At 53.9% G+C, this 14,327-nt stretch carries 11 protein-coding genes; 4 read left to right on the forward strand and 7 right to left on the reverse strand.

What is annotated here, in order from left to right; genetic code table 11:
* Positions 1 to 137 precede the first annotated feature (137 nt).
* From IFU29_RS07370 to mntR, 6 genes are all read right to left on the reverse strand, one after another.
* On the reverse strand, positions 138 to 1,628 hold the full coding sequence (locus tag IFU29_RS07370) for a sugar porter family MFS transporter (protein WP_191933349.1): 1,491 nt from the start codon (positions 1,626 to 1,628) through the stop codon (positions 138 to 140).
* A 605-nt stretch (positions 1,629 to 2,233) separates the two neighbouring features.
* Positions 2,234 to 3,784, reverse strand: coding sequence for an efflux transporter outer membrane subunit (locus IFU29_RS07375; RefSeq protein ID WP_191933350.1), 1,551 nt, complete (start codon positions 3,782 to 3,784; stop codon positions 2,234 to 2,236).
* Position 3,785: 1 nt separating this feature from the next.
* Positions 3,786 to 5,354 carry a DHA2 family efflux MFS transporter permease subunit gene (locus IFU29_RS07380; protein WP_062746629.1) on the reverse strand — a complete coding sequence of 523 codons (1,569 nt, stop codon included), beginning with the start codon at positions 5,352 to 5,354 and terminating at the stop codon, positions 3,786 to 3,788.
* Complete coding sequence (locus IFU29_RS07385; protein WP_191933351.1) at positions 5,351 to 6,481, reverse strand: HlyD family secretion protein; 1,131 nt, start codon at positions 6,479 to 6,481, stop codon at positions 5,351 to 5,353. The genes IFU29_RS07380 and IFU29_RS07385 overlap by 4 nt, the downstream gene beginning before the upstream one ends.
* A 109-nt stretch (positions 6,482 to 6,590) precedes the next feature.
* Positions 6,591 to 7,706 carry an SLC13 family permease gene (locus IFU29_RS07390; RefSeq protein ID WP_191933352.1) on the reverse strand — a complete coding sequence of 372 codons (1,116 nt, stop codon included), beginning with the start codon at positions 7,704 to 7,706 and terminating at the stop codon, positions 6,591 to 6,593.
* Positions 7,707 to 7,823: 117 nt separating this feature from the next.
* Positions 7,824 to 8,273: a manganese-binding transcriptional regulator MntR gene (gene mntR / locus IFU29_RS07395; RefSeq protein ID WP_062746622.1), complete on the reverse strand. Its 450-nt coding sequence runs from the start codon at positions 8,271 to 8,273 to the stop codon at positions 7,824 to 7,826.
* A 526-nt stretch (positions 8,274 to 8,799) separates the two neighbouring features.
* Here mntR and IFU29_RS07400 point away from each other — a divergent pair.
* Positions 8,800 to 10,380 (forward strand): phosphoethanolamine transferase, encoded by a 1,581-nt coding sequence (locus IFU29_RS07400; RefSeq protein WP_191933353.1) that lies wholly within the window; start codon positions 8,800 to 8,802, stop codon positions 10,378 to 10,380.
* A 91-nt stretch (positions 10,381 to 10,471) separates the two neighbouring features.
* On the opposite strand, the gene ompX is transcribed toward IFU29_RS07400, so the two are convergent.
* The gene (ompX, locus tag IFU29_RS07405; RefSeq protein ID WP_062746618.1) at positions 10,472 to 10,981 is read right to left on the reverse strand and encodes an outer membrane protein OmpX; all 510 of its coding nucleotides are present in this window, start codon (positions 10,979 to 10,981) and stop codon (positions 10,472 to 10,474) included.
* A 376-nt stretch (positions 10,982 to 11,357) separates the two neighbouring features.
* Between ompX and rhtA the strand changes: the two genes are divergently transcribed.
* From rhtA to glnH, 3 genes are all read left to right on the forward strand, one after another.
* Complete coding sequence (gene rhtA / locus IFU29_RS07410) at positions 11,358 to 12,254, forward strand: threonine/homoserine exporter RhtA (RefSeq protein WP_191933354.1); 897 nt, start codon at positions 11,358 to 11,360, stop codon at positions 12,252 to 12,254.
* 363 nt (positions 12,255 to 12,617) lie between these two features.
* The gene (dps, locus tag IFU29_RS07415) at positions 12,618 to 13,121 is read left to right on the forward strand and encodes a DNA starvation/stationary phase protection protein Dps (protein ID WP_191933659.1); all 504 of its coding nucleotides are present in this window, start codon (positions 12,618 to 12,620) and stop codon (positions 13,119 to 13,121) included.
* A 370-nt stretch (positions 13,122 to 13,491) separates the two neighbouring features.
* Positions 13,492 to 14,238 (forward strand): glutamine ABC transporter substrate-binding protein GlnH, encoded by a 747-nt coding sequence (gene glnH / locus IFU29_RS07420; protein WP_191933660.1) that lies wholly within the window; start codon positions 13,492 to 13,494, stop codon positions 14,236 to 14,238.
* Positions 14,239 to 14,327 lie beyond the last annotated feature (89 nt).

Genomic DNA, 14,327 nt, shown 5'->3' on the forward strand with positions numbered 1-14,327 from the left:
AGATAGCCTTTAATTTGCGATGTGAGTATGTGAGTCAGCGCGCATTATGCCAAAAAAAAGGCGCGCGGCATACAGTGGTCTGGCAGGAGGGAGGGTCAGGGAGCACATTGCGGCCGGGGCATTCCCCGGCCGGCAGATTAATGACTTGCCGCTTTACGCTTCGATGCACTGAGCGCTTTGCTCTCTTCTTCGTTGCTCAGCCAGTCATGCAGATAATGTTCGATCTGCTCCAGGCTACGATTGCGGGTTTCCGGGATGCACTTAATCACGAATATTGCCCCGACAATGCCGATTAAGCCAAAGATAAAGAACGCGCCCGACAGCCCCACGCTGGCCAGCAGCATCGGAAACGCCAGAGAGATGAGGAAGTTGGCGATCCACATAGCAAAGACGGCTCCGCCCATAAAGATGCCACGCAGGCGCGTCGGGAAGATTTCGGACAGCAGCAGCCAGGTCACTGGCGACAGCGCCCCCTGCTGGAAGCTCAGGAACATCAGCATTCCCAGCAGCACCATATAACTGCGTAAGACATCCACCTGGCCATTAATGGTTTCCGGCATGAAATAGCTGACGGCACCAATAAAGAACAGGCAGGCGGTACAGCCAAACTGGCCGATTTTCACCATCGTCCGTCGTCCAATTTTACCCAGTAACCAGATCCCAACAAAGGTCATGATTACCGAGATGGCACCGTTAGCGATGGTGGCAAACAGCGCGGCATCGGTACTCATTCCCACCGCTTTTAACATCGTCGGGGCGTAATACATGATGGTGTTCACGCCGGAGGTTTGCTGGATCACCGCTACGCCAATGCCGATCAGAAACAGCTTAAACAGCCAGGGCTTTCTCAGTTCGCGGAGACTGGTCCGTGTCTGCTGCTTGTCTTCCTCTTCCAGCGTTTCGGTGATCTCTTCAAGCTCCCACTCGACATCCTCTTTGGCGCGGGTACGCTCCAGCACCTGGCGCGCTTCGGCCAGACGCCCTTTCATTGCATACCAGCGTGGCGAGTCCGGCATAAACATCATGCCAAACCACAGCAGTACCGCAGGGATAGTGGCGACGGCCAGCATCCAGCGCCAGGTTTCATGCCCGCCCCACGCGGCGTTAAATCCGGCGTTAGAAATGTAAGCCAGCATCTGCCCGGAGACAATCATCAACTCCTGGATGGTGACCAGCTGACCGCGCTTATTCGCCGGGGCGATTTCCGCAATGTAGATCGGCACGGTAGCCGAAGCGCCGCCGACAGCCACGCCTAATACCAGTCGGAAGAAGATCATCCATTCCACATTCGGTGCCAGGGCGGTTCCCATAGCGCCGACAGCGAAGATGATCGCCAGAATGATGATGATCTTTTTACGGCCGGCTGACGCGGCAAAATGCCCGGAGAACAGCGCGCCAAATGCGGCACCAAACAACAGTGAACTGGTCACCAGTCCTGTGGTGAAGGGAGTTAGGTGTAATTCGTCGCCCATAAACAGCAGCGCGCCAGAAATAACGCCGGTGTCGTAACCGAAAAGTAATCCGCCGAGGGTGGCAACCAACGCAATGACCTTAACAAAAGGTTCTGTTTTGGTATCGCTGTTGGGCCCTGATGCCCGGTTCGGGGTGATATATTGTTCTTTTGCCATGGTGACTACAGTGACCTCTCATCGACCTGGTTAGTGGGGTACAGAGTGGTGAATCATTATGTTATTGACCGTCCACCGCCTCTGCGAACTAATTTAGATCATTTTTTTCATTTTAATTAACAATGAAAATTAAATTTTGAGGCTTGCATCCCATTATTTCATTATATTTGCGATACAAATCACATAAACACGCCAATAACGTTGTAATGGTGTGATCCAAATGCAGCAAATATATTTTGAGAACATTTCATCTCATCAAAATCACTTCCCTCTCATTTCATTTTTAGAGTTATGATGAAAGGAATAAATCATTTTCATGAAAGAAAAATATCATTAAAAACTTAACAAAACATTTATTATCAGTGAGTTAATTTAATGATAGGTTGTTTTCATTGCGGAGGATTCAGCTATCAGTATTGAGGATAGCGCTCTCATTCCCGCCGCCCCGGCATGAAATTACAGGCACTGGCAATCGGGCACTGATAAGAAAGCCTCAGTGAGATAAAAAGCAGGGTGACTCATGGGGGGGTGACTTCAGATGAAGGGAGGAATAAAAAAGCGTGGCCGTCTGACAACAGCCACACCGGGTGATTAACAGGGCCGGCTTACTGCGGGTTTTCAGCCGGGCCAAACACCGAATAATTCGGCAATGTCACATTCTGGTACGCTTCCCAGCCGCCGCCCAGTGCTTTATACAGCGCCACCAGGTCAAGCGTGCTTTGCACCCGCGCCTGTTCGGCCTGCTGCTGCGCCTGCGCCAGCTGCCGCTGGGCATCCAGCGCCTCAATAAAGGTTGAGATCCCCTGGCGATAGCTGTCGCTGGCAAGTCTGAAGGCGTTCTGCAACGCTGCCACCGTATCGTCCAGCCCTTCCACCTGCTGCTGATCGCTACGATAGCTGACCAGCGCATTCTCTACGTCCTGCAGTGCCGTCAGCACCGTCTGCCGGTAGCCCAGCGCCGCGCTGGCCTGCTGCGCCCGCGCCAGCTTCACGCCGGAGACCAGCCTGCCCCCCTGGAAGATGGGGATCGTCACCGAGGGGCCATAGCTGTAAAAATTACTGCTCCAGTTATCCAGGTAACTGGCGTCGCTGTTGCGCATGCCAAACTGCCCGGTCAGAGAGAAGCTGGGAAAGAGCTGTGCCACGGAGACACCGATATTCGCCGTAGCGGCATGCAGGCTGGCTTCCGCCTGGCGCACGTCGGGGCGACGGCGCGCCAGCTCCGACGGCACGCCAACCGGGATCGCTTTAGGCAACGCGGGCAGCGGTTTCACCGTCATCAGTTCGGCATCCAGTGCCCCCGGGACTCTGCCGGTTAATACGGCCAGACCGTTCATTGCCTGATGGATCTGCGCCTGATACTGCGGCAGTTGGGCCCGGAGCGAGTTGACCTGCGCGCGGGCATTTTCCACATTTGTCTGCGGGGCCAGCCCGTTACGCTGCTGACTCTGCGTCAGCTCCAGCGTCTGCTGCGCCACGTCGATCTGGGTCTGCAGGGTTTGCGTGATAGCCTGCGCACCGCGCAGCTGCAGATAGGCCCTGGCGACTTCGGCTTCTAATGACACCAGCGCATCATTACGGTTTTCTACCGACTGTTGCTGCTGTGCGTCAGCCATCTCCACCTGACGGCGAACTTTGCCCCACAGGTCCAGCTCCCATGAGGCGTCAAAGCTGCCCTGATACAGGCCAACCGGTTTCGACAGGCTGTCGAGCGCCGGACGCAGATCCGTTTCGCCGTTCGCCTGATCTATCTGGTCATACACGCCCTCAGACTCCAGCTCACCTTTAATGCCTAACTGCTGGCGGGTAAAGCGGGCATTACCGTTGACCGAGGGCGCCCAGGCACCACGCGCCTGATTGAGCTGCTGTCGCGCCCCGGCGATGCGCAAGACCGCCTGCTGCAGGGATAAATTCCCTTTTACCGCCCGTTCAATCAGGCTGTCCAGCTGCGGATCGTTAAATGTTTTCCACCAGTTCGGGTTGGTCGACGCCGCCAGCGGTGCAGACCCGCCGTCAGGCTGCATGCTGTTAAAACGCGACGGCGTGCCCGGCTTCGGCGACTGATAGTCCGGGCCAACGGCGCAGCCACTCAGCGCCAGCGTCACGGCCAGCAGTACACGACTGCGCGAACGCAAAGAAGAAAAAGGAACGTTCATGTCAGTGTGCTCCCGCACTGCCCTGGCTTTTGATCGGGGCCAGCAGCAGACAAAATGGAATAAGGACAAGGGCAACAATACTCAGGCCCATAAAGACATCAATGTAGGCGAGGAAACGCGCCTGGACGATCATCTGCTTGTAGAGTTGCCCGGTGGCGATGGTGACCGGATCGCCCGCCATATGCACAAAATCTCTCACCCCCTGGGCCCAGCGCTCCACCGCCAGATTAAACGGCTCATTGAGCGGGGTCATGTTATCCACCAGCTGTGCGCTACGCGCCTGCGAACGCTCGGTGATCATCGCGGTAGACAGCGAAATGCCAATCGACCCGGCCACGTTGCGAAACATGGTAAACAGCGCCGAAGCGTCCGCATTGAGCCGCTGCGGGATGGTGACAAAGGCAATGGTCGTCAGCGGCACAAACAGGAAACCCAGACCGATGGTCTGGAAGCTGCGCATGATCACCAGCGAGGTAAAATCGATATCCGGGGTCAGCGTTGACGAGTAGATAAATGATACGCCAAGCAACAAAAAGCCGAAGGCGATCAGGATCCGCGTCTGGATAATGGGCATCAGCTTCAGTACCAGCGGGATCGACAGCACGATCAACACGGCTCCGGGGGAGAGGACCAGCCCCGACAGCGTGGCGGTATAACCCAGATCCTGCTGCGCCAGCTGTGGGATGACCACCGAGCTGCCATACAGAATGGCCGCCATGCCAGCCATCAGCAGGCAGGCCACCGCAAAGTTGCGATCCTTAAGCACGTGCAGGTCAACCACCGGCCTTTTAGCGTACATCAGCCAGTAAATCGCCCCGACGATGCCGGTCAGCGCCAGCAGAGCAAAGGTGACGATAAAGCTGGACTGGAACCAGTCTTCATCTTCGCCCCGGTCCATCATCACCTGCAGACACCCCAGGCCCAGAGTGATCAGGCTGATACCGATATAGTCAACGCGCAGCTTGCCCTTCGCCCATTTACGCTCCCACGGCGGATCTTCCAGCAGTTGATAAATGGCCAGCACGCTGAGAATCCCCACCGGAATATTAATGAAGAATACCCAGCGCCAGCTGTAGTTATCGGTGATCCAGCCGCCCAGCGTCGGGCCCAGCACCGGGGCTACGATGATGGCAATCGAAGAGAGGCCAAACGCCTTACCGCGATCCTCAGGCTTGAAATAGTCCAGCAGCACCGACTGCTGCACCGGCTGCAGGCCACCGCCAAAAAAACCCTGCAAAATACGGAACAGGATGATCTGCCACAGCTCGGTAGCGATACCGCAGAGAAAAGAGCAGACGGTAAACATCACGATACAGATCAGGAAAAACTGTTTTCTTCCCAGCAGCCGGCTGAGGAAGGCTGAAATGGGCAAGACGATGCCGTTGGCGACCAGATAAGAGGTCAGCACCCAGGTGGATTCGTCGTAGCTGGCAGACAGTGACCCCGCCACGTGCGGCAGGGCAACATTGACGATGGTGGTGTCGAGGATCTCCATAAACACCGCCAGCGTCACCGTCATCGCCACCAGCCACGGGTTACTGGCGGGCTTCCAGCTCTGCGCGGAATTCATTCCAGCGTGACCTTCGGTTCAACCGACAGGCCAATCGGCAACGGACGGTTCGGGTCGAGGCCTTTATCAATGACGATTTTCACCGGCACGCGCTGGACAATCTTCACATAGTTGCCGGTAGCATTCTCAGAAGGGAAAGCAGAGAATCGCGAGCCACTGCCCATCTGCACGCTGTCGACGTGTCCTTCCAGCTTCATGTCCGGCCAGGCGTCGACGCCGATTTCAACCTTGTCACCCGGTTTCATCCGCGCCAGCTGTGACTCCTTAAAGTTAGCCACAATCCATACGTCCGGAGACACCAGTGAAAATAATGACGATCCGGCCTGAACCAGTGTACCGACCTGCACGTTACGCTTGGTGACAAAACCGTCGTAAGGGGCACGAACCTCAGTGTAAGAGAGGTTAAGGTTAGCGGTATTGAGCTGCGCCTGGGCCTGTTCCACCTGGCTCTGACGCGCCTCAACATTGGTTTCCTGCTGACGGATTTGCAGTGCGACCTGAGAAGCCACCTCAACCTGAGCCTGGGCATTCGCCAGTTCCGCTCTGGCGCTGCGCAGCTGGGCGTTCGCCGTATCAATATTGCGCTGGGAGGTCGCACGGGGGTCGACGCCGCGCTGACGTTTATCATCCGCCTGGGCGTTCATGTAATTTGCCTGGGCGCGTGCTAACTGTGCCAGCGCCTGGTCTTTCTGTGCCGGATACTGCACTTTAGCCAGCGCCAACTGTGCCTGCGCCTGATGCAGCTGTGCCTGAGCCAGACCGAGCTGCGCCTGCGCCTGTTCGCGCTGGGCGGTGGTATCTCTGGGGTCAATCACGACCAGCAGATCGCCCTTCTTCACCCGCTGGTTATCCTTCACTCTCAATTCGGTAACATAGCCCGATGCTTTAGGCGCAATAGTCACAGCATCAGCTTCAGTAAAAGCATCGTCGGTGGTTTCAATATTTCGGGTCGTCAGCCAGAACCACAGCGCCACCACCAGCATCAGGACGATAACAATCGCCAGAATGACCAGCGGCTTTTTGCCGGGACGTTTACGCTGAACTTCTTCATCTTCATGTGAAGAGCCATTTTGATGCTGATTTTCATCATCGGGTGCGGAAGGTGTTTGATTAGCCATAGTATCCATCAGTAAAAGGTCCCCTGTTCAGGGGACGCAATTTTTTCAGTCTGGTATAACCATAGGGCTAAAATTGACAAATGCCAGGGTTTCCTGACAAAAGCAGAATTGCCTGACGTCAGGAAGCATGAATAAGCAAAAACAATCCCCATCCTGTGAGCAGTGCCCAGAACAGCATCGGCACAGAATAGAGATGGAAGTGCCACCAGATGGCGCGGTCTTTTGCCATCCGCAGCGCGATAAGATTGGCCAGCGACCCCGGCAGCAGGCCGAAGCCACCAATATTCACCGCCCAGGCCAGCAGCACGGAGGGAGGAAGACTGCTCAGTAACAGGATGGTGGCAGGTACATTGCTGATGACCTGAGACAGCCCCGCCGCCATAAGGAACTGCCCCCCCGGTGATAACTGCCCTGTCGTCTGTAGCAACGACTGAATGAACGGCAACCGGGTCAGTAGAAAGACATCAACAAACATCACGATAAACACCACCAGCAGGCTCCAGTCGATCTCCAGCAGGATACGGCGGGCCATGACGAGGAAAACCGCGAACACCAACAGCAGCCCCCAGACGGCGACATTCAGCTCCAGCGCGACGATAAACACCAGATACAGTATCGCACTGGTATACAGCAGAGAACGCTGCCACGTCGCCGCTGCCTGCTCCTGATGACGCTCAATTTTCTTTGCACGAAAACAGAAGACGGTCAGCAGCAGCAGGCTGGCAACCAGCCAGCCGGCCAGCGGCAGCATCTGAACAATAAAGCCGGCAAACCCTGCTTCACCATGACGCCACAGCAAAATATTTTGCGGGTTACCGATTGGCGTCAGGAGCGAGCCGGCATTCACCGCCAGTGCTTCAAAGATAATCAGCCGGGCAACCGGTAACGCAGAGTATTTCCGCAGAGACAGCGTGAGCGGCACCAGAATAAACAGCGCCACATCGTTCGTCAGGAAGGTGGAAAGCAGCGCCGCCGCCGCGACCAGGAACAGTGCCAGCTGGCGCTGATGGCTAAACCCCTGCACCAGGCGTCGACCCAGTACGTCAAAATAGCCGCTGGCTTCGATGCCTTTGGTCAGCATCAGCAGGCCAGAAAGCGTGATAATTGTCGGCCAGTCAACGGTAGCCGGCAGTTCCGCCAGCCGGAAGGGAACAAAACAGGCCAGTATCAGCCCCAAAACTACCAACAGATGCAGAAAATGATCGTGCAAAAAAGGTCTTAGCAATGAGGTCATGCTGACGCGCCATGTAGTGTCCCGACGTACTGACGCTGTGTCACAGTGAATCCGGCCTGCGGGTTATCTTCTCAGGGCGGTTGCAGACAGCGTCAGCGATCGGGGGATAAAGGGGGGTTAACGACTTTCGCTAAATTTTTTGAAGATTGCCAGTGTTTCATCACTGACGTGGTGCTCAATACCTTCGGCATCACGGCGGGCGGTGTCGGGGCTGATCCCTAGCGCCAGCAGGAACGTTTCAACAATATGGTGGCGTTCACGGCTCTCTTCTGCCAGTTTTTCACCTTCCGGCGTCAGGAACACGCCGCGGTAGGGTACCTGTTCAACCAGCCCCCCGGTTGCCAGACGTTTCAGCATTTTGGCCACCGTCGGCTGCGACACGCCCAGACGGGCAGCCATATCCACCTGACGGGCCTCACCAAACTCACGGATCAGATCGGAGATCAGCTCGACATAGTCATCGATTAATTCACGGCGGTGCGCTTCCCGCACCTGGCGGAAGCCTTCGACATGCTCTTCTATATCTTTCAGTGGCGCGGGCACTGCAATTTTTGCGCGACGACTCATTAAGCTTCCTCTTCTTATCAACCGACGCATTATATACCGAAAAGCCGCACCAGTCTGTTGTGGCACACAGTGTAAACGAACCACAGGCCAGCACAAAATTTAGCATCTTAGCTATGGCTATAGGGTATAGCCTGTGCTATACCTGATGATAATTCGTTCATATCCTGACAGCCCGGAGGGACATCAGATGAAATTACCACTGTTATTAAGATTATTTTGCCGTTCGCCGTTTACACTGCGGCTGATGCTGCTGGAAATGCTGGTCAATTCGAAGCCTGCCGGTCAGGCTTCTTAACCCGCCACCACCGTAACTGACTATTTTGTCAGCGACTTCACAGAACTTATTGATATTGCTGGTTGCCTTTCAGTAAAACAGCGATTATCGTGCCAGCCTTTCGTTAAGAGTGCAGGCCGATTGGGCACCACCCCACCCCATCCCCCCTTATCTGACGAGTTGTATCAGGCAGTCTGCCACTTCAGCGTCGAACTGAGCGGCCGCTATAGATCTCCCTAATAAGAACCAATAATGAATCTGACATTAATTAAAACTGCGACCGCAGGCCGTTATCGTGCCTGGATTAGCCCGTACCTTGGGCTGTATTTGCTACTGTCCGCCCTGATTAACCTGGCCTTTGGCTACCCGATAAGCGGGTTATACACGCTGGCCTTTACCGCGCTGCTGGTATTGCTGGCTGCCGTCGCGCCGACGTCACAGAAAATACTTATCGCCGCCTGTGCGGTGACGGCAGGCTTCTACTATCCCTTTGGTCAGGTTTACGGCCCACCTAATTTTAATACCCTGCTGGCACTGCACGCGACAAACGTTGAGGAAGCCAGTGAAATACTGCTGATCTTCCCGCTGCACGACTATTTTATCGGGCTGGCGATCCTTATCACAGGTGCGGTAGCCCTGACGCGTAAAGCGCTGGTGAAACAGGCATGGGGACACCCGGAAAGCGCCTGTCTTGCCTTTGTGCTGGTTGCCTTGCTGACTCAGCCCGTAATGAATCAGCTTACCGGGGGGGTATTTAACCTGAAGGATACCGGCTTCCCGGTGGCGCGCTTCGTAAAAGATACGATTGAAAGCAAGCTGTCGGTCGATAAAGAGATTGACCGTATGAACCAGCTGGCCACGCTGAAAGATGACTGGCATGTGACCGGGGTAAAGCCACAACAGCAAATTTACGTTGTGGTCATTGGTGAAAGCGCCAGGCGAGATGCGCTGGGCGCGTTTGGCGGGCGCTGGGATAACACGCCATTTGCCAGCCAGCTGAACGGACAATTTTTTACCCGCTACACCTCAGCGGCATCGTCCACGCAAAAATCCCTGGGCCTGACGCTGACCCAGGTCGTCAACGGTCAGCCCGAATATCAGAACAATATTATTACCCTGGCCAATCGCGCCGGTTTTGATACCTGGTGGTTGTCGAATCAGGGGCAGATTGGCCAGTTTGATACCCCGATAGCCAGCATTGCCCGCCGGGCGAAACATGTGCATTTCCTTAAAAGCGGAGACTTCGAGGCCGACAAAGCCACCCGCGATGAAGATCTGCTCAGTTTTACTCCGGCGGCACTGACCCGACCGGTCGATCGTCCCCGCCTGCTGGTTTATCACCTGGTCGGTTCTCACCCAAAAGCCTGCGACCGGACGCGGGGGCGCTATGTGGAGCGCCTGCACTCGCTGGAAACCTCCTGCTACCTCTACAGCGTGACGCAGACCGACGGCTTCCTGCAGCAGCTCTGGCAGCAGTTGCACAGCAGCGGACTGAGCTTTTCGATGATCTATTTTTCCGATCACGGGCTGGCCTTTAAAGAAAAAGGCACCCGCAATGAATACCTGACCCATGATGATAAATACCGGCAGAACTTTGAGGTGCCCCTGTTTATCAGCTCAGGTAATGACCGCCGCCATCAGAAGATTGATACGCCCCGTTCGGCCAATGACTTTATGATGTTGTTCTCGCAGTGGACGGGCATCCAGAGTCAGGAAATTGTACCAGCCTATCGCTTTGTCTCTGCCGAGAAAGCACCGGCCATTCAGGTGACCAACTTTGCCCTGAAGCGCCTGCCGTTTAGCCAGCTACAGCAGGACCCTTTTGCAAAATAAGCAGAAAACCCTGACCATCAGACAAAAAAAATCCGCCCCGGGGGGCGGATTCTTCAACGTCAGTCCGGAAACCGGACTTGCGGTTAGCAACTTAGAAGCTGTAACCTACGCCAGCAGTCCAGGTGCCAACGTCAACGTTGCGGATACGGCTCTGCTCGTAGCCCACGTCCAGAGCGATGTCCTGGATTGGGTTGAACTGCAGGCCAGCACCGTAGGAGAAGCCTACGTCGCTTGAATTATAACGCTCACGGTTTGGTTCGTTGTACTGGTATTTGCCATAGCCGATACCCACAACACCGTAGATGCTTGCCCAGTCATTCAGACGGTAAGCTGGACCACCAGTGATGCCATAGTACTGGCCCTTGATGTAGTCGCCTGCATCGGTACGATCTTTCTCAGTGTAAGTGAAAGAACCGATCCAACCCAGTGCATCGCTGCCGTTTTCGTAGCGGTACTTCAGGTTGAAACCGTTAGCTTTGTTTGCCACGCCCTGGTAATCGCTCTGAGCGTAACCACCGGTAACGGTGCTCTGTGCCATTGCTGAACCAGCAGATACCGCCAGTACGCAAGCTAAAGCTGAAAGACATGCAATTTTTTTCATAACCACCTCAAATGTGAAAGTACTTCTCTCCTGACAACGCTGAAAATATAACAAAAACCAGCAAGAAACTCTGCCCTGATTTTGTTGTCTAACAGAATGTTTGGTGTAACAGAAAGTTAATGATACACCCTATGTCATTCTTTTTTCTTATAATTCATGCGCTTTTCCCTGCTTTATTTTTAATTGTAAAAAAAGCTTCATTGAGATAAATCCTAATCATTTCTGACATTTCTTTACTGAACTGGCACTGAATTTTAAGAAAATCTGACTTTTCGCGCAGAATTTTTTCCTGCGTTACTGAGATTCCCCGAGCCTTTCAGTACACTGTCATCGCAGACTGTCCTCATAAACGGAACCTTAAAGGCGGGAACACAGGATGTCCTCTTCACGTATTAACAATGCTGTCTGGCTTCCTGTGCTGGTGCTTCTGATTGCCATGACCTCCATTCAGGGCGGAGCAGCGCTGGCCAAAACCCTCTTCCCTACCGTCGGTGCGCCGGGTATCACCGCGCTAAGGCTGGGTCTGGGCACACTGATACTGTGCGCCATCTTTAAGCCCTGGCGGCTGCGTTTTACACGTCAGCAAATTGTCCCTCTGGTCATTTATGGGCTGGCCCTGGGCGGCATGAACTACACCTTCTATTTATCAATACAAACCGTACCGCTGGGTATTGCCGTGGCGCTGGAGTTCACGGGACCGCTGGTGCTGGCGCTTGCCGGCTCACGCCGCCCGCTCGATTTTCTCTGGGTGGCGCTGGCCGTCACCGGGCTGATTTTCCTCCTGCCGGTCGGACACAACATCAATAGCATTGATCCCATCGGGGCGTTGTACGCGCTGACCGCGGGTGCCCTGTGGGCAGTCTATATTCTGTCGGGCAAACGGGCAGGCAGCCAGCACGGTCCGGCTACCGTCGCGGCCGGTTCCCTGATCGGCGCGCTGGTCTTCGTCCCGCTGGGGCTGGTGTACGCCAATCCGGGAATATGGACGCTGTCACTGATCCCTATTGGTCTGGCGATCGCAGTGCTGTCCAGCGCCCTGCCCTACTCGCTGGAGATGGTGGCCCTGACCCGTCTGCCTGCGCGTACTTTTGGTACGCTGATGAGCCTGGAGCCCGCGATGGCCGCGATGTCCGGCATGCTGTTCCTTGGCGAGCGGCTGACGCTGGTACAGTGGCTGGCCCTGCTGGCCGTTATTACCGCCTCTGCGGGCTCGACCCTGACCATGCGCCCGCCGAAGAGTGACATTGACCCGGTAGGGGAAATCAGGGAATAAAACAGGCCTCGTCGGTTTAAATATTCCCCCGGCAGATAACAGGCTGGCGGGGGTATTTTTTAGCAAACGTCGTCACGTGCCAGTTAATTAAGCAGCAATGAAACATCCTGTCATTATTATAATCAAATTGAATTAAAAACTTAGCAAAAAATCAATAAACTTTAAAAAACAGCAAGTTAAATATAAAAAACAAATAACAATCATTCGCATTTTTATTTTCCATCCCTGCCGGCCTCGCCTAATTTCTCAACAGCCGACTGCTATTCCAGCAATAGGCCGTATCTTTCCTGCAGGGTTTAAAAATGGTGCTATACTTATTTCCGTATTCAATTAGGACAACCTGACTTCAAGAGGATATTAATGATGAGTACCGCTAAACTGGTTAAAGCAAAATCTTCTGATCTGATTTACACCCGTAACGACGTGGCCGAAGACGACAAAAAAGCCACCATTGAGGTGCTTAATCGTCTGGTTATTGAATTTATTGATCTGTCCCTGATCACCAAGCAGGCCCACTGGAACATGCGTGGCGCTAACTTCATCGGTGTGCATGAGATGCTGGATGGCTTCCGCACGGCGATCACGGAACATCAGGATACTATCGCAGAACGTGTCGTGCAGCTGGGCGGCGTGGCGCTCGGTACCACGCAGATTGTGGCGGACAGAACCCCTCTGAAAAGCTACCCGCTGAATATTCACAGTGTGCAGGACCATCTTAAAGCACTGGCTGACCGCTATGGCATCGTCGCTAATGACGTACGTAAAGCGATTGGTGAAGTCGCGGATGAAGACACGGCAGACATCTTTACCGCGGCCTCCCGCGATCTGGATAAATTCCTCTGGTTCATCGAAGCTAACATCGAATAACGCCACCGACACCGCGTTATCGGGTGATATCAGTCACCCTTTTAAAAAACAGAGGAATATTTCCTCTGTTTTTTTTTGCTTTTCTTGTTCAAAAGTAAGACGTCAGCGACATTTAATTACTACCCCCCGCCACTATCTGTTGTTTTTATCGCGCAATTTGCTAAAACTGCTGCTGCACCATAATGAACACAGCGCACCAAATTGGGGCACCACAACAGTGCGCACTGTCGAACCCTGTCAACAACATGAAAAAAATGGGCTTTCAACGTATTGTTTTTAAAAAACATTTATAAGTTGGCACGATTCTTTCATAGGGCTGCGGGCATTTAATCGGAAAAGACCTTTCCCGAGAAGCGATAAGGATAAAATGATGAAGTCAATTTTTAAGGTTTCTCTTGCTGCGCTGACGTTAGCGTTTGCCATGTCTTCCACGGCTGCTGACAAAAAACTGGTTGTTGCTACCGATACCGCTTTCGTGCCTTTTGAATTCAAACAGGGTGATAAATATGTCGGTTTTGACATTGACCTGTGGGATGCGATCGCGAAGCAGCTGAACATGGAATATACCCTGAAGCCTATGGATTTCAGCGGCATCATCCCTGCACTGCAAACCCGTAACGTTGACCTGGCGCTGGCCGGGATCACCATTACCCCAGAGCGTCAGAAAGCCATTGATTTCTCAGACGGCTACTACAAAAGCGGCCTGCTAGTCATGGTGAAAGCCGGCAATGATGCCATTAAAAGCATCAACGATCTGAACGGCAAAGTCGTGGCAGTGAAGAGCGGCACCGGGTCGGTTGACTACGCTAAACAACACATTAAATTTAAAGATCTGCGTCAGTTCCCGAACATCGATAATGCCTACATGGAATTAGGCACCAACCGTGCCGATGCGGTTCTGCACGATACCCCTAATATTCTTTACTTCATCCATACCGCAGGCAAAGGCCAGTTCAAAGCCGTCGGTGACTCTATTGAAGCCCAGCAGTACGGCATCGCCTTCCCGAAAGGCAGCGATGAACTGCGCGAAAAAGTGAACGGCGCACTGAAAACGCTGCGCGAGAACGGCACCTATAACACTCTCTACAAAAAATGGTTCGGCAGCGAACCTAAATAATAAGAACAGTCATGTCGTCCTTAAACGCAGCAGTGTGATGCTCCTGCGTTTTTTCCACATCAACAAAATGGTTTAGATCCGGAGAATAA

This window comes from Erwinia persicina (genome assembly GCF_014838825.1).
Taxonomy (GTDB): domain Bacteria; phylum Pseudomonadota; class Gammaproteobacteria; order Enterobacterales; family Enterobacteriaceae; genus Erwinia; species Erwinia persicina_A.

Coding starts and splice junctions, on each gene's coding strand:
- IFU29_RS07385 (WP_191933351.1), bottom strand. CDS start 6,481: ATGGATACTATGGCTAATCAAACACCTTCCGCACCCGATGATGAAAAT.
- glnH (WP_191933660.1), top strand. CDS start 13,492: ATGAAGTCAATTTTTAAGGTTTCTCTTGCTGCGCTGACGTTAGCGTTT.
- rhtA (WP_191933354.1), top strand. CDS start 11,358: ATGTCCTCTTCACGTATTAACAATGCTGTCTGGCTTCCTGTGCTGGTG.
- IFU29_RS07390 (WP_191933352.1), bottom strand. CDS start 7,706: ATGACCTCATTGCTAAGACCTTTTTTGCACGATCATTTTCTGCATCTG.
- IFU29_RS07375 (WP_191933350.1), bottom strand. CDS start 3,784: ATGAACGTTCCTTTTTCTTCTTTGCGTTCGCGCAGTCGTGTACTGCTG.
- ompX (WP_062746618.1), bottom strand. CDS start 10,981: ATGAAAAAAATTGCATGTCTTTCAGCTTTAGCTTGCGTACTGGCGGTA.
- dps (WP_191933659.1), top strand. CDS start 12,618: ATGAGTACCGCTAAACTGGTTAAAGCAAAATCTTCTGATCTGATTTAC.
- mntR (WP_062746622.1), bottom strand. CDS start 8,273: ATGAGTCGTCGCGCAAAAATTGCAGTGCCCGCGCCACTGAAAGATATA.
- IFU29_RS07400 (WP_191933353.1), top strand. CDS start 8,800: ATGAATCTGACATTAATTAAAACTGCGACCGCAGGCCGTTATCGTGCC.
- IFU29_RS07380 (WP_062746629.1), bottom strand. CDS start 5,354: ATGAATTCCGCGCAGAGCTGGAAGCCCGCCAGTAACCCGTGGCTGGTG.
- IFU29_RS07370 (WP_191933349.1), bottom strand. CDS start 1,628: ATGGCAAAAGAACAATATATCACCCCGAACCGGGCATCAGGGCCCAAC.